The organism is Spirosoma horti (genome assembly GCF_054776595.1).
Genome location: NZ_BAAHBQ010000005.1, coordinates 220,818 through 236,502 on the forward strand (window position 1 = coordinate 220,818; position 15,685 = coordinate 236,502).

Sequence of the window (15,685 nt, forward strand, 5' to 3'; positions counted from 1 at the left end):
GTGAATTTTTACGTGTATTACCTGTTTATGCTTTCGTAGATATATGAAGTAAATTTAAGTTGATAGTAGTCTCTTATATGTTCTTTTTAAGCTTTCCTGGTTACTATGATTGAGACAGAGCGTTTAGTACTTGACAAATTTTCTATTGATGATGCTTCCTTTGTTTTCGAACTGCTCAATATGCCTTCGTGGATTCAATTCATTGGCGACAGGGGCGTTCGAACGCTAACGGATGCGCAGAGCTATATTTCGGATGGAGCCCTTAACAGTTATAAACAGCATGGGTTTGGGCCATACCTGGTAAAACTAAAGACCAATGGGCAGCCCATTGGTCTCTGTGGTTTATTTAAGCGTGATATGCTGAACGACCCTGACATCGGATTTGCGTTTCTGCCCAACTACGCTGGTAAAGGGTATGGATTCGAATCGGCTACGGCGGTAATGAAATACGCGCAGGACATTCTGGGACTGACGCGCATCGTGGGAATCACACTGCCTGCCAATCTATATTCGATTCGCCTTCTCGAAAAATTAGGCCTTCGTTTCGAGCGTACCATTAGCGTTAGGGCCGATAGCGAAGAGAGTCTGTTGTTTGGTCCACCACCGGCTGAGCTATAGCTTTTTCAGGGCTTCCTCCCATTTTGTGAAGGCTTTTCGATAAGTCGTATGCCGGTCCAGATCAGGTTGGAACGTACGGCCAAAAGCCACTCGCTCGGCAGCTTCATCAAGCGTTTTTACGACGCCCGTTGCCTTTAGCGTGAGCAGGATAGCGCCCATTGAGCCGCTTTCGTTGCTGGCGTTGAGCCGAACCGGAATACCGGCCATATCAGCCAGCATTTGCACCCATAGATCCGACTGGGCAAAGCCGCCATTGGCGTGGATAACCCGGGCGGGTCCGGTATGGTCTGTTAATAATTCATTTATGCTGAGTAGGTTGAAAAGAACACCTTCCAGGGCCGCCCGAACAAAATGGGCCCGCGTATGGAGCCAGTCTACCTGCACATAAGCCCCCCGTACCGACGCATTCCAGAGGGGGGCGCGTTCGCCCTGAAGATAGGGAAGAAACAACAGCCCGTCAGAGCCGGGCGGAACCGTTGCGGCTTCGGTTAAAACGGCATCTGTATCCTGTTGAGTGAGCTTTTCGGTTACCCATTCCAGCACGTTACCACCATTATTGGTCGGTCCGCCAACCACATAATAGCCTTCATCGAGGTAGTAGCAAAACAAACGGGCTTCGGCATCACGCAGTGGTTTGCGAACGGTTTGCCGGATGGCCCCACTCGTGCCAATCGTGAGTGTGGCTGTCCCTTTTTTGATCGCGCCCGCGCCCAGGTTGGCCAGGCACCCATCCGATGCGCCGATCAGCAGCGAAATGCCAGCTGGCAAGCCCGTATCGGTCGTTTCTGGACGGGGCTGATACGGTCGCTGGTGGGTTGTGGCAACCGGTGTCGATAACTGATCGGCCCGAACACCGGCAAACTTCATGGCCAGTGCGCTCCAGTCGCGTTTACTCTCATTGAAAAGCCCCGTGGCGGTGGCAATGGAAAAATCGACTTCAAATTCACCCGTTAATTTGTGCCATAAAAACTCTTTGATCGACCCGAAGTGGGCCGTCCGGCGCAGTACACGCGGATCATTTTCACGCATCCAGGCCAACTTACAAAGCGGAATCATGGGATGAAGGGGCGTGCCCGTTTCGGCATAAATCGCTTTCCCCAGATCGGCCTGGGTGCTTCGTAAGGTGTTGGCCTGTTCTTCGGCCCGGTTGTCGGACCAAAGAATGGCATTGCCCAGTGGCGATCCGTCGGCATCCATGGGCAGCAGACTGTGCATAGCCGTGCAGAAGGCGACGTGCGTAATGGCGTGACCGGCCTGCGTTAGCTCCTTGTTCACTTCAGTAATGACCTGAATGAAAGCCGACCAAATCTCGACGGGGTCCTGTTCGGCATAGCCGTGCTGAGGGGCGAGGGTCGTAAGCGAGACAGACGCGTGGGCCAGAATCTGGCTCAGGTCCGATGGCATAGCCAGTGCTTTTATATTGGTAGTGCCGACATCAACGCCAACGAAACAATCCATAAGGTAGGAAATCAAAAAAGTCAGACACGACGTTTTAAAAACCTATAAGGGCCGCCGGAGCGGTTTCTAAAACCTTATAGGTTTAAACAGGAAGAGCACTACTAGTCAGGCAACTTGTAAAAAGATACAGCATTCGCCCCGAAAACTTTTGCCCGAACCTCCTCGCCCCAATTGCTGACGTATTCGTCAACCAACGTTTTCACTTGCGTGTAATTGGCGGCTACCAGACAGACCGGCCAGTCGGAGCCGAACATGATCCGGTCAGGACCAAAAGTCTCGAAGATGACATCCATGTAGGGGAAGAAATCTTTTTTACTCCAGTCCAGCCAGTCACCTTCGGTAACCATGCCCGATAGTTTACAGGAAACATGTTTGTTTTTGGCAATCTCCGCCATGAAATTCGACCAGCGGCTAATCTCCCGTTTCTTGATGTAGGGTTTGGCCAAATGGTCGATCACAAAAGAAACTTCAGGAACGCTTCGTACCAGATGCAGGGCGGCCTTCAGTTGCGTTGGGTAGATCAGAATGTCGTAGGTCAGCCCAAAGCTGGCGAGCTGACGAATGCCCTCCACTACGGCCGGCCGCGTCAGGAAATCATCCGGCTCGGCCTGGGCTACGTGCCGATACCCCTTAATCTCGGGGTATTGCGACAACGCCTGTAAGCGGTCGGGCAGTTGCGCTGACTGCAAATCGACCCAGCCTACGACGCCTTTAATGATGTCGTAGGCTTGCGCCATGCGAACCAGAAAGATCGTTTCGGCCTCCGATTGCGATGCCTGAACCGCTACGCAGCCGTCTATGCCATTTTGTTGCAGAATTGGCTCCAGGTCGGCAGGCAGGAAATCCCGTCGAAGGGTAGCCATGTCATCCGTAATCCAGCTATCCCGCACCGGATCAAAATGCCAGAAATGTTGGTGAGCATCAATTGTCATAACCGGGATTTAATTGATTGGAATGATTTTCATGATTGCCAAGGAATCATGAAAATCTATAAAATCACACAAATCGTGGTTCAGACGAATGCTACTGCGGTTTGTTTCTGCTCACCCAGCCCCTCGATGCCTAACTCAACTACGTCGCCGGGTTTGAGGTAACGCTGGGGTTTCAGGCCCAGGCCGACGCCGGCTGGCGTACCCGTCGAAATAACATCACCGGGCAGCAGCGTCATGAACTGACTGATATAACTGACCAGCGTCGGTACGTTGAAAATCATATCGTCGGTGTTGGAGTTCTGTAATTCTTCCCCATTGATCTTGAGCCACAGATTCAGCGCGTTTGGATTGGGTACTTCCTCGGTCGTAACCAGGTAAGGCCCCAGGGGCGCGAAGGTATCGGCACTTTTGCCTTTCACCCATTGCCCGCCCCGTTCCAGTTGCCAGGCGCGTTCGCTGTAGTCGTTGTGCAGCGCATAGCCCGCAATGTAGTCCATAGCGTCGTCCAGTTCGACATAGCTGGCCCGTTTGCCAATGATGATGGCCAGTTCGACTTCCCAGTCCGTTTTTTCGGACCGTTTCGGGATCACTACGTTGTCATTCGGTCCGCAAAGGGCCGTTGTCGATTTGAAGAATAAAATAGGCTCTGCCGGGCTGGGCGCATTCGTCTCTGCTGCATGTTTGGCATAGTTCAGGCCAACGCAAACGATTTTTGAGGGGCGCTTCACACAGGGGCCAAAGCGTGTATCGGTCGACACTTCGGGACAATTTTGGGCATGCGCCGAAAGCCAGTGGGTAAGTCGTTCGGGGCCGTTGGTGGCAAAGAACGATTCGTCGTAATCTTCGCCAAAGTGGGTGACGTCAATGTGCTGGCCAGTGGGTAATACAACACCAGGATGTTCGTGATCGGGCGAGCCGAAGCGGAAGAGTTTCATGCAGGAGAGAGATTCTTTGAACGAAAAGTAGATTAGGCCGCAAGTTTAACCATTCTGGTTAAAACGTGGCCCATACGATGAAAAGTAAACGGGATCAGGATTAATTATTCAGCCGGATAAAACCGCCATCCAGCGGATAGTCGCAGCCGGTCGTGAAACCGGCTTCGTCGGAACATAAATACAGCGCCAATGCGCCTACTTCGTTGGGTTCGGCCATACGGCCTATGGGCTGCGTTTTCGACAATTTTTCGAACATTTCGGCTTCCTGACCCGGATAGGTTTTGGCCAGAAACCCATCGACGAACGGCGTATGGACCCGCGCGGGCGAAATGCAGTTACACCGGATATTGTCGCTCAGGTAATCTTTCGCCACCGATAACGTCATGGTCAGCACGGCCCCTTTGCTCATGGAATAAGCGAACCGGTCCGGAATGCCCACCGAGGCCGCTACCGAGGCCATATTCAAAATTACCCCACCGCCATTGGCCTTCATGTGCGGAATGGTAGCATACAGGCAGTTATAGACGCCCTTGATGTTGATGCGGAAAATCCGGTCGAAGTCCGCTTCTTCCGTCGTGTCGGCCTTGCCAATGTGGGCGACTCCCGCGTTGTTGACTAGAATGTGAATGGGCGATTGCTGAGCAATTTTCCCAACCAAGTCGACCACCTGCGCCTGGTTCGACACATCGATCGTATGCGCCTGTGCTTGTCCGCCGGTTGCGGTAATGTCGTTAGCAACCTGCTGGGCCAGGTCTCCATTGATTTCCAGAATATGCACGCTGGCACCCGCCTGGGCAAACGCCTGAGAAATAGCCAGTCCGATACCGCTGGCCCCGCCTGTAACAAGCGCCGTTTTATTTTTGAGAGAGAACATAAAGAAAATGATTCAAAGACTGAATGATTGAATGATTGAATAGTCTACGGACAGCTTAGTCAATCATTCAGTCATTCAAAATTATAGTGAAACGCCCCGTTTCCAGGGAATGAAATCGTCCTGACCCAGCCGTTCTGCCTGGGTAATCTCTTCACCCGACGCCAGCCGGATAATGTACTCGAGCATGGCGTGGGCGTTTTGTTCGATGCTTTGCTCGCCATCAATAACGGGGCCACTATCGAAGTCGATCACATCGGGCATCCGGTTTTTGAGAATCGTATTGGTCGAAACCTTCACGACGGGGCAAACGGGGTTGCCGGTCGGTGTGCCGAGTCCCGTTGTGAAAACGATAACATTGGTGCCTGATCCGGCCATACCCGTTGTGGCTTCAACGTCGTTGCCCGGCGTGCAGAGCAAGCTAAGGCCGGGAGCGGTGGCTGGTTCGGCATAGTCCAGCACATCGGCGACGGGTGCGGTGCCTCCTTTTTTAGCCGCCCCGGCCGATTTGATGGCATCCGTAATCAGGCCATCTTTGATATTGCCCGGTGATGGATTCATGTCAAATCCGGATCCGGCAGCTTCGGCCTGCGCCGAGTAATCGCCCATTAGCGTAATGAACTTTTGCGCTTTGGCGGTATCGTCCGTGCGGTTGATCAATTCCTGCTCCACCCCGTTGAGTTCGGGAAATTCGGCCAGAACCGTTTTACCACCTAAGGTCACAATGATGTCGGAGAGCTGACCGAGGGCGGGGTTGGCCGAAATGCCGGAAAATCCGTCGGAACCACCACATTTCAATCCAACCGTTAAGGCACTGAGGGGGGCGGGCTTCCGTTCGAGTTTATTGACTTCGACCAAACCAAGAAATGTCTCTTTTACGGCCTGCGACATCAGCGCATATTCCGTACCGGCCTGTTGTTCAAATAAAAGCAGCGGTTTGTTGAATTTCGGATTTTGCCGTTTGATCTCGGCTGAAATCATATCGACCTGCAAATGCTGACAACCTAAACTAAGCACCGTGGCCCCGGCCACATTGGGATTGTTGATGAACCCCGCCAATAACGAGCACAGATAGCCTGAGTCCTGCCGGGTGCCGCCACAACCCATTTCGTGGGTCAGGAATTTAATGCCATCGATGTGGTTGAAGGGGCGATTTTGCTGGTGGTGAATGGTTTTAATCTGCGACTCGTCGACGAAGGGCTGCATTTTTTTTGCAATATCCATTTCACCGGCTTTGTAAAGACTCAGCAGTTCATGCACCTGCGTTCGGTAGGTGTCGGGTTGCGCATAGCCCAGCTCGCGCTCAAAGGCATCTTTGAGAATGAGAACATTCCGGTTTTCGCAGAAGACCAGGGGCACAACCAGCCAATAGTTGCGCGTTCCAACGCTGCCGTCGGCCCGGTGGTACCCCATAAACGTCCGATCGGCCCAGGCCGAAACATTGGGTGGTTGCCAGGCGTAGGGTTGTTTTTTATCGAGCCCATAGCGGTCGGCGTCATGCTTCAGATTAAACGTCGTGATGGGTTCCCCCCGGCGAATGGCTTGAGTAGCTTTGCCGACTAATACACCATACATGGTAATTGGATCGCCGGGTTGCCGATCTTCGGTTACAAATTTGTGCTTGGCGCCAACGGCATAGGGTAAATCATAAACCGTATTATCGAACTCAATTCGTTCTCCGGCATCCAGATTTCGCAAGGCAACAATGACGTTATCGGCAGGATGAACTTTTAATACACGGGCAGGCATCTGAGAATAAAGAAGTTATAATTCGGTAAGTCGAAATGGACATAAATATACCACCTCCGGCAAAAACTTTGGTCAACTCTGTTGCGAATGTGGCGGCCAATGCCAAGTTTTGACACTTGAATTCCTACCTTAATCATGCCCCCATCGTTGTCTACTACCCAAACCGGCTTTGCCACCGGCCATGCGTGGCCTGGTCGTCTGATGTCCATGGATGCCTATCGGGGCTTTGTGATGACACTGATGGCAGCCGAAATGCTGCAATTCGAGAAACTACACGAAGCGTTTCCCAATAGTATTTTTTGGGCCTTTCTGGCTCATCATCAGAGCCATGTTGCGTGGGCGGGCTGTTCGCTTCACGACCTTATTCAGCCGTCGTTCTCGTTTCTGGTCGGGGTGGCGCTGCCGTATTCGATGGCCAGCCGGGCTGAGCTGGGACATTCGGCTACCGCGCAATTTGGGCGGGCGCTACGTCGGTCACTGATCCTGATTTTGCTGGGGATTTTTTTGCGATCAACGCACGCCAGCCAAACCAACTTTACGTTTGAAGACACCCTGACGCAAATCGGCCTTGGCTATCCCTTCCTGTTTTTGCTGGGAAAGGCAAACGCCCGAACTGTCTGGATAGCACTGATTGCCATTCTGGTCGGCTATTGGCTGGCCTTTGTTCTCTACCCCGCACCCGGTGCTGATTTCCCGTATGCATCTGTCGGCGTTCCGGCCGACTGGCCGGAGCAGTATAGCGGGCTGATGGCTCATTTCAACAAAAACAGCAACCTGGCCTGGGCGTTCGATACCTGGTTTCTCAATCTGTTTCCCCGCGAAAAGCCGTTTCTGTTCAACGGGGGCGGGTATGCCACGCTCAGTTTCATTCCAACGTTAGCTACCATGTTGCTGGGTCTGGTGGCTGGTCGGTGGCTGCGGTCGGGGATAGCACCGCGCGAGCTCGTGAAGCGGTTTCTGATCGCTGGGGCCATTGGCTTGGCCGCTGGCCTTATCCTGCATGTTTTGGGCATTTGTCCGATTGTGAAGCGCATTTGGACCCCCGCCTGGGTGCTGTTCAGCGGGGGCTGGTGTTTCTGGCTGCTTGCTCTCTTCTATGCGGTTATCGATGTGGCCAATAAGCGAAGTTGGGCCTTTCCTCTCATCGTTGTCGGCATGAATTCCATTGCCATTTATTGCCTGGTGCACTTGATTGACCGGTTCATTATTACGTCGCTTTACACCCATTTGGGACAGGGGCCTTTTCGGATACTTGGGCCAGCCTATGAACAACTACTGGTGGGTCTGGTCACATTAGGCATCTTTTACCTCATTCTTCGGTGGATGTACCGTCGGAAACTCTTTATTCGTATTTAACCCCATGCTCAGCGCTAATATTCTGAATCTGTTCGATCAGACAATTTTTTACGGTACGATCTCGGTTGAAAATGGTCGTATTGCCCAGATAGATCGGTTAGGTGCTGAACGCCCCGGCGAACCGTATGTGTTGCCGGGCTTTGTGGATGCACATGTCCACGTAGAAAGCTCGTTGCTGACACCTCCGCAGTTTGCGAGGCTGGCAGTGGTGCATGGCACGGTCGCAACCGTCTCGGACCCGCACGAGATCGGGAATGTGTTAGGCGTTGCGGGCGTCAATTACATGGTTGAGGAAGGCCGTCGCGTGCCGTTTAAGTTTATGTTCGGGGCCCCTTCGTGCGTGCCTGCCACGCCCTTTGAGACTGCGGGTGCAACGATCAGCGCCCAGGATGTCAGAGCTTTACTGGCCATGAAAGAAATTGGATACCTGGCCGAGGTGATGAACTTTCCGGGCGTGCTGCACGAAGACCCCGACATGATGGCGAAGATTGCCCTGGCCAAAGCGTTCAATAAACCTGTCGATGGCCATGCCCCCGGCCTGACTGGCGATGATGCACAGCGGTACATAGATGCCGATATCAGCACCGATCATGAATGTTTTACCTACGAGGAAGGGCTGGACAAGGCGCAGCGGGGCATGAATATTCTGATTCGGGAGGGGAGCGCGGCTCGTAATTTCGAAGCGCTCATCCCGCTGCTGGCCGAGTTCCCAACGCAGATCATGTTCTGTTCGGATGACAAGCACCCCGATACCCTGGCCGAAGGGCACATCAACCAACTGGTGGTGCGGGCGTTGGGAAAAGGCCATTCGCTTTGGCAGGTCTTACGGGCGGCTTGCCTGAATCCGGTGCTTCATTATCGGTTACCGGTGGGGCTTTTGCGCGAAGGCGACCCCGCCGACTACATTTTGGTTGCTGATTTGAGCGAATTTCGCGTACAGCAAACCGTCATTAACGGGGAGATTGTCGCCCAGAATGGTCAGTCGATGATCCCGGATTTGCGAAGTGAGCATGTCAATCAATTTAGCTGCTCGCCCAAAACTCCAGCCGACTTTGCGGTAGAAGCTGATCTATCAAAAGGGGAGACCCTCATTCGGGTCATCGAAGCGCTTGATGGACAGCTCATTACGAATGAATTACAGGAGGAGGCTCGAATCGAGAATGGGCAAATCGTACCCGACACGGCCCGTGATCTCCTTAAACTGGTTGTGGTTAATCGGTACCAGAATGCGCCCCCGGCGGTCGCCTTCATTAAAAATGTGGGGCTGAAACAGGGCGCTATCGCGTCATCTGTTGGACATGATTCGCATAATATTACGGCCGTTGGCTGCGATGATGAGAGTATATGCCGGGCGGTCAATCTGGTCATTGAGGCAAAGGGAGGCTTATCGGCCGTAGGAGGAAGTCGTGAACATGAAGCAGGCGAATCTATGCTGTTGCAGCTACCGGTGGCGGGACTGATGACCGATGCGGATGGGTATGAAGTAGCCGATCAGTATACAGCTCTGGACCAGTTTGCCAAGCACGTGTTGGGAAGCACTCTGGCAGCTCCTTTTATGACCCTGTCCTTTATGGCGCTACTTGTTATTCCTTCGCTAAAACTAAGTGATAAAGGATTATTTGATGGGCAAACGTTTCAATTTACCCCTCTTCAAATAGTTAAATAGCCCCATTAAAAAATTTTATTTGCTAACTGTTTTAAATTCTATTTTTTATGGGTACGTTTACACTCCTCAAGGCTATTCCTAACCTTAATCTCTCACATCCCGACTATGGCTCGCTCACGCTCCCAAACCGGCCCCGACGACGAAACCCTCTGGAATCAGTTTCGCGGTGGCGATGAAAATGCGTTTGCCCGATTGTACCAAAATTATGTTCAAACTCTCTACCACTACTGCGCCCACTTTGCTACTGACCGCGCCTTAATCAAAGATTGCATCCACGACCTATTTGTTGAATTGTGGAAACACCGTACGACCATTGGCCCAACAACCTCCGTACGTTTTTACCTGATGGCCTCCATCAAACGCAAACTGGTTCGGCACTTAACGGCTGAGCAGAAGCTAGTTAGTCAGGACGATATGATCAATGGCCGGCGTGTTGGCGATACGTTGCCTGGTGCTGATCCATCGCACGAAAACCTGTTGATTGCCCACGAGGAAGATTCGTTTATGACGGATTGCCTGCATCAGGCCCTCGACAAACTTCCCCGCCGTCAGCGTGAAGCTGTTCACCTTCGGTATTTTCAGAACATGAGCAATGAGGAAATTTCGTCGCTCATGGAAATCAATATCCAATCCGTTTATAACCTGATCTTTGGTGCCATGAGTAACCTCAAGCGTTATGTCACGCTTGAAAATGTGTCACTCTGACGCCGTATAACCCTGAACTTTTCTAATCCCGATCGCTGCCCGCCAGTTGTCGGGATTTTTCTTTGTCATCTTTCGAGAGCTGACCGGAGCTTACTCACCCGCCAACCCCTGGCTAAGCAAGTCAATATGCCAGGGCCACTATAACGGGGTTTATAACCGGATTCTGTCTTGTAAAGACTCCGCGGTTCGGGTAACTTCGCTGAATGAATACAGACTCAACGCCCTTACCTGAGCGGGTTCGTCCCCGCGTTCTCGATGATGTAATTGGTCAACGCAAACTCATTGGTCCGTCGGGTGCTCTCCGGCGAGCCGTAGAATCCGGGCGTTTGCCCTCCATGATTTTGTGGGGGCCGCCGGGCGTCGGCAAAACAACGCTGGCGTTACTACTGGCCGAGGCTGTTAAACGCCCTTTCATTGCGCTGAGCGCTATCAATTCAGGCGTTAAGGAAATTCGGGAGGTGTTGAGTCGTCCCGGTGGCCTGTTTTCACCGGTGGTATTCATTGATGAAATTCACCGATTCAACAAAAGCCAGCAGGACGCCCTGCTCGGAGCTGTCGAAAAAGGGCAGATTACCCTTATCGGTGCCACCACTGAAAACCCTTCTTTCGAGGTAAACAGCGCCCTGTTGTCACGTTGCCAGGTTTACATATTGGAAGGACTCAATCGGGAGGAGTTGATTCAACTGATCGACCGGGCCATTGCGCAGGATACGTTCCTCCAATCGAAACAAATTACGGTCGAATCCTACGATGCACTCTTACGGCTGTCGGGTGGCGATGGGCGTAAACTGCTTAATCTACTGGAACTAGTGGCTTCGGCGCACGTGTCTGCCGACCCGTTGATCATTACCGATGAGGGTGTAACCGCCGTTGCGCAACAGAATATTGCTCGCTATGATAAATCGGGCGAGCAGCATTACGATATTATCTCTGCCTTTATCAAATCTCTGCGTGGCTCGGATCCAAACGCGGCCTTATATTGGATGGCCCGCATGATCGTGGCTGGTGAAGACCCCGTCTTTATTGCCCGCCGGATGCTGATCATGGCCTCCGAAGATATTGGTAACGCCAATCCCACAGCCCTGATTATGGCGTCGGAAGCGGTGCAGGCCATTCGGGCGATTGGTATGCCGGAAGGCCGGATCATTCTATCGCAGGTGGCGGTGTATCTGGCAACGTCGCCCAAGAGTAATGCGAGTTATGTGGCCATCAACGAGGCCATTGCGCTGGCTGAACAAACCGCACACTTACCCGTACCCCTGCATTTGCGAAACGCCCCGACAAAATTGATGAAAGAGATTGGCTACGGGAAGGAGTATCAATATGCCCACGGCTACGAAGGCAACTTTGCCCTCCAGAACTTCCTGCCTGATGAGTTGAAAGGGCGCAAACTTTATGATCCCGGCCATAATGCCCGTGAAGCCGAGATACGCCGGAGTTTACAGAAATGGTGGGGTGACTGGTATGGGTATTAGGAAAATGTTGGCGTAAAACGCGTACCCCATAAGAGGCTTTCCTTTTACCAGGCCCTATTTTAAGAAGCTGACGAGTGATCAGGGTAAAGGATAAGCACTATCGCGAACCAGAACCGCTACCGTAACTCCCTCTGGAGTAGCTTCGACAACAAACTGATCGAGGGTGACGCCGTGGGTCTGGAAAATGGATAACATCGGTAGTAAATCCAGATAAGGCCCCACTGAAGATATTCTGAAAAGATGCGTGTTATCATCCGGAATTAGATTGTGTACTTTCACATACGCATCCGCTAGATCACCAAAAATGGCGGCATAGGTGTCAATCATAAAACCAGAATGGTAGGTTGTAAATTTTGATAAAAGTAAATGATCTATTAAGTAAACTATAGCTGTGGTATATAAATAGTGTTAATATCTTTTATCTGGGAATCTTGACTAATTTTCCAACCAGAATCGTACGATAGGGGTCTAGCTATTGGCTGGGTTTAATTTTCTACACCAGAGCCAACATACGATGACTGCTAAATTAAGTTCGCTACTAGGTTTTGTACTGTGGATATCCTTGGCAAGTTGCAGTCCCAAAGATCCTCTGCCTATGGATACTTGGTCCCAGGGTAGCATTCAACTGGCACCCGATCCACAGGGCTTTCGCTTGAGTGGCCTCTGCTGCGCTTACGTGATCCTTCCAAAAATCGAACTCAGTAAAAAGAAGCAGTTTTCCGTTAAAGCCGATTTTTTTACATTCAACGGGGCTGGCTTCGCCAGTGTACCAGCCATCGTGAAGGGTGAATTATCGAACGATGGCAATACATTGACAATCAGTTATTCAATGAATTCGGTTGTAACTACGTATGCGTTACGGCCAGGGCCTGCTACGGTTGCGTCTACTTGCGGTTGCTTATAATAAGCAAAGGTCGCAACCTCGAAATCACCACCGTACCTGACCGTCGCCCACAACGATCCATTTTTCAGTTACCAGCTTTTCGAGGGCGAATGGCCCACGAGCGTGGAGTTTTTGGGTCGAGATGCCAATTTCGGCACCGAGGCCAAAGACGCCACCGTCGGTAAACCGAGTGGAAGCATTCGCGTAAACGGCAGCCGCATCGACCTCGAACAGGAACCGATCAATGTGCGCCTGATTCTGCGACAAAATGGCTTCCGAATGGCGTGAAGAATACGTTTGTAAGTGAGACAGCGCTTCGTCCAGATCCGCTACCACTTTTACGGCACATTTATAGTCTAAGAACTCACGGCCGAAATCTTCTTGCTGAGCGTGCTGTAGATTCGTGTAACCCACTTTTTCGAAAATTGGATAAGCCGTTTCATCGGCGAAAACTTCAACGTTCCATTTGGCAAAGTCGGCAGTTAACATGGGTAGAAACCGGCCGGCGATGGTTTCATCGACCAGAACACAATCAAGCGAATTACAGACCGATGGCCGGGAAACGCGGGCGTTGACAACAATGGCAACGGCTTTGTCCAGATCGGCACTTTCCTCAACGTATGTGTGGCAGACACCGGCGCCCGTTTCAATGGTTGGCACCAGCGAGTTTTTACGGACAAACTGAATGAGCGACTCCGAGCCGCGCGGAATAATAATGTCGACGTAGCGCGTGGCCGTCAGCAGTTCATTCACCACAGCCCGGTCGGGGGGGAGCAGCGTAACGGCGGCTTTCGGTACATCAAATTCAACCAACACTTGCTGAATCAGACTGATCAGGTACCGATTGGAATAGTCGGCTTCTTTACCGCCTTTCAGAACGCAGGCATTTCCTGACCGCAGACATACCGATGCCACATCGACGGTTACATTCGGACGCGCTTCGTAAATAACCCCAACCACACCCAATGGTACGGTAATTTTCTTTAGCTGAAGCCCCTGCTCGATACTACGTTCCAGCACGACCTCACCCGCCGGATCGGGCAAAACCGCTACCTGACGCAAACTTGCTAACAGGTCGGCCACGCGGGCTGCTGTCAGCTTCAGGCGGTCATACTTTGGATCAGACGTTGGCATCCGGTCGAGGTCTTTCTGGTTTTCAGCCAGAATTTCAACGGTGTTTTCGGTCAGCACATCGGCCAATCGGTTGAGCATGTCCGTTTTTTGAGCCGGGCTAAGCCGCCGAACAATGGCTGCGGCCTGTTGAGTGGCCTGGAGAAGGGGTGTAATGGGGGTCATGATTCCAAGTTCGTGAGCTGATTGTTGATGTAGGTAAGCACCTCTGTCAGCGTGATATCAATGCTATCAGTTACAATTTCTGTGCCTTTCCGATAATCGTGTTTATGATCAGGGAAAGAAGCTAATTTGGGGAAATGTGGAACGTTATCCCAACGTATCAACCATGTGTTGTCAGCTTTTTGCCATTGAAAGGCATATTTTCTGGTAGACTCATCCAAGTACTCTTTCGTGAACAGAAGAGAGCCATCCGTCAATACAAGCCGCAATTTTAATAATGTCGCATCGTCAATATCGTAATAATCTAGCACGTCGAAGTAGAGAATAAGGGGATGGTCTCTTATCCAATCTAAAAATCCAGGCATGATAAGAACACTAATAATGGATTGACCAGGCTAGTCAATAAGTTCGATGTTGCCGTTTTTTATGTCCTGAATTTTTACATTCAAACGAAGTAGAAATTCATGAGCCGCTTTCCAATCTATGTAGTCGTCCCATTCTTCATAAACCTCTTTTTCCGCAGTTTCAAAACGCTTTTCAAATAGCTCCAGTGGCATACCATATTTACGTTCAAACATAGTTATGGTTGACTGAAAGCGATGTTTTTTTGACAGATAGTCAAACATAATCCACTGCTGCACCGATTGTTTCGTTACCTGTACCATATCGAATTGCGTTTCACTGTAAAGGTGCTCAAGAAGAATGAGCTACAAAAGTACAATATCATTTGCATTGGCAACCTCAACGTTTTGCTGATTAAGCTGTTGCGCCAGTGTTTCCGACGAAATTCGGGCGCGGGCTACGGCCACCGTTGTTTGATCTTCGGCAATTATTTCAACCATTTCGCCCGTTGCAAACTCGCCAACAATCGTTTTGACCCCTACGGCCAGCAAACTCCGTCGCTGCTGCAAAGCCCGAACAGCACCCGCATCAATCTGAACACGACCAACGGCCAGACTGCCACTGCCAAGCCACCGGTTTCGGGCAGAGAGAGCCGTGGTCTGTGGTGTAAATTCGGTACCAATTTCACGGCGTAACGCCCGGCTAATACTATCCGGTTCACTCAACCCGAAAATAACGACCCGAATGCCCATGCGCGTCGCCAGTTTGGCAAACGTTAGCTTAGAGGCCATACCGCCTAATCCCAGTGATGATTTATCGGTTCGGACAACACCGAATACGCGTTCATCAAAGTTAGATACCTGCCTGATTATTTGGTTGTTAGCGTCCAGTAGCCCTCCTACGGATGTACAAAGCATCAGGGCTTCGGCCCCAAAACCGATCGCAATGAGGGTGGCCAGTTCGTCGTTGTCCGAAAACTTGAGTTCGCGGTTACTGACCACATCGTTTTCGTTGGCAATTGGAATCAGGTCATTGGCCCAGAGTTCTTCATACGTCTGCTTTAATTGCAGAAACTGATCCCGATTGGCAAAGTGATGACGTTCGCACAGGCTCTGGGCAATAGAAATGCCATAAATGGAGAAGAATCGGGAATATTGATTGAGCAACAGTAAGTTACCAACCGCTGCTGCGGCTTTTCGTTGCGTAATGTCGCCCCGATATTCCCGAATCAATGCTTTTCCGGCGCCAACAGCCCCCGATGATACCAACACAATTCGATAATAGGGATGCAGGGCGGCCACCTGCCGGGCAATGTCTACCATTACGGGTTCGTTCGGCTCGCCATTGGGTTTGGTAATGGACGCCGTACCAAATTTCAGTACAAGAACGGGCTTTGTCATGG

16 protein-coding genes are annotated in these 15,685 nt (G+C 51.3%); 6 read left to right on the forward strand and 10 right to left on the reverse strand.

What is annotated here, in order from left to right; genetic code table 11:
* Positions 1 to 105: 105 nt before the first annotated feature.
* Positions 106 to 618: a GNAT family N-acetyltransferase gene (locus ACYVAM_RS15965; RefSeq protein WP_461068686.1), complete on the forward strand. Its 513-nt coding sequence runs from the start codon at positions 106 to 108 to the stop codon at positions 616 to 618.
* Here ACYVAM_RS15965 and ACYVAM_RS15970 read toward each other — a convergent pair.
* The 5 genes from ACYVAM_RS15970 to ACYVAM_RS15990 all read right to left on the reverse strand — a co-directional run bounded on the left by ACYVAM_RS15970 (position 613) and on the right by ACYVAM_RS15990 (position 6,563).
* Positions 613 to 2,076, reverse strand: coding sequence for a gluconokinase (locus ACYVAM_RS15970; protein ID WP_461068688.1), 1,464 nt, complete (start codon positions 2,074 to 2,076; stop codon positions 613 to 615). The genes ACYVAM_RS15965 and ACYVAM_RS15970 overlap by 6 nt on opposite strands.
* A 101-nt stretch (positions 2,077 to 2,177) precedes the next feature.
* Complete coding sequence (locus tag ACYVAM_RS15975; RefSeq protein ID WP_461068690.1) at positions 2,178 to 3,008, reverse strand: amidohydrolase family protein; 831 nt, start codon at positions 3,006 to 3,008, stop codon at positions 2,178 to 2,180.
* A gap of 80 nt (positions 3,009 to 3,088) precedes the next feature.
* The gene (locus ACYVAM_RS15980) at positions 3,089 to 3,943 is read right to left on the reverse strand and encodes a fumarylacetoacetate hydrolase family protein (protein WP_461068692.1); all 855 of its coding nucleotides are present in this window, start codon (positions 3,941 to 3,943) and stop codon (positions 3,089 to 3,091) included.
* A 100-nt stretch (positions 3,944 to 4,043) separates the two neighbouring features.
* Positions 4,044 to 4,817, reverse strand: a complete 774-nt coding sequence (locus ACYVAM_RS15985) for an SDR family NAD(P)-dependent oxidoreductase (protein WP_461068694.1) — start codon at positions 4,815 to 4,817, stop codon at positions 4,044 to 4,046.
* An 81-nt stretch (positions 4,818 to 4,898) separates the two neighbouring features.
* A complete protein-coding gene (locus ACYVAM_RS15990; RefSeq protein WP_461068696.1) occupies positions 4,899 to 6,563 on the reverse strand; it encodes a UxaA family hydrolase in 1,665 nt (554 codons plus the stop codon).
* Positions 6,564 to 6,770: 207 nt separating this feature from the next.
* On the opposite strand from ACYVAM_RS15990, the gene ACYVAM_RS15995 reads away from it, so the two are divergent.
* From ACYVAM_RS15995 to ACYVAM_RS16010, 4 genes are all read left to right on the forward strand, one after another.
* Entirely contained in the window at positions 6,771 to 7,919 is a 1,149-nt protein-coding gene (locus tag ACYVAM_RS15995; protein ID WP_461069625.1) for an acyltransferase family protein, read from the forward strand.
* 4 nt (positions 7,920 to 7,923) lie between these two features.
* A complete protein-coding gene (gene ade, locus ACYVAM_RS16000; protein WP_461068698.1) occupies positions 7,924 to 9,585 on the forward strand; it encodes an adenine deaminase in 1,662 nt (553 codons plus the stop codon).
* A 105-nt stretch (positions 9,586 to 9,690) separates the two neighbouring features.
* Entirely contained in the window at positions 9,691 to 10,290 is a 600-nt protein-coding gene (locus ACYVAM_RS16005; protein WP_460938704.1) for an RNA polymerase sigma factor, read from the forward strand.
* A 203-nt stretch (positions 10,291 to 10,493) separates the two neighbouring features.
* Positions 10,494 to 11,765 (forward strand): replication-associated recombination protein A, encoded by a 1,272-nt coding sequence (locus ACYVAM_RS16010; RefSeq protein ID WP_461068699.1) that lies wholly within the window; start codon positions 10,494 to 10,496, stop codon positions 11,763 to 11,765.
* 78 nt (positions 11,766 to 11,843) lie between these two features.
* On the opposite strand, the gene ACYVAM_RS16015 is transcribed toward ACYVAM_RS16010, so the two are convergent.
* Positions 11,844 to 12,092: a hypothetical protein gene (locus ACYVAM_RS16015; protein ID WP_461068701.1), complete on the reverse strand. Its 249-nt coding sequence runs from the start codon at positions 12,090 to 12,092 to the stop codon at positions 11,844 to 11,846.
* Between the two features lie 268 nt (positions 12,093 to 12,360).
* Between ACYVAM_RS16015 and ACYVAM_RS16020 the strand changes: the two genes are divergently transcribed.
* Positions 12,361 to 12,669, forward strand: coding sequence for a hypothetical protein (locus tag ACYVAM_RS16020; RefSeq protein ID WP_461068703.1), 309 nt, complete (start codon positions 12,361 to 12,363; stop codon positions 12,667 to 12,669).
* A gap of 24 nt (positions 12,670 to 12,693) precedes the next feature.
* Here ACYVAM_RS16020 and ACYVAM_RS16025 read toward each other — a convergent pair whose 3' ends face one another.
* From ACYVAM_RS16025 to proB, 4 genes are read right to left on the reverse strand one after another with little or no spacing between them, the layout of a single operon-like run.
* Positions 12,694 to 13,944 (reverse strand): glutamate-5-semialdehyde dehydrogenase, encoded by a 1,251-nt coding sequence (locus tag ACYVAM_RS16025; RefSeq protein ID WP_461068705.1) that lies wholly within the window; start codon positions 13,942 to 13,944, stop codon positions 12,694 to 12,696.
* Positions 13,941 to 14,306 carry a toxin-antitoxin system TumE family protein gene (locus ACYVAM_RS16030; protein ID WP_461068706.1) on the reverse strand — a complete coding sequence of 122 codons (366 nt, stop codon included), beginning with the start codon at positions 14,304 to 14,306 and terminating at the stop codon, positions 13,941 to 13,943. Before ACYVAM_RS16030 ends, ACYVAM_RS16025 begins: the two co-directional genes overlap by 4 nt.
* Before the next feature lie 30 nt (positions 14,307 to 14,336).
* Positions 14,337 to 14,606, reverse strand: a complete 270-nt coding sequence (locus tag ACYVAM_RS16035) for a hypothetical protein (RefSeq protein WP_461068708.1) — start codon at positions 14,604 to 14,606, stop codon at positions 14,337 to 14,339.
* 42 nt (positions 14,607 to 14,648) lie between these two features.
* A complete protein-coding gene (gene proB / locus ACYVAM_RS16040; protein WP_461068710.1) occupies positions 14,649 to 15,683 on the reverse strand; it encodes a glutamate 5-kinase in 1,035 nt (344 codons plus the stop codon).
* Positions 15,684 to 15,685 lie beyond the last annotated feature (2 nt).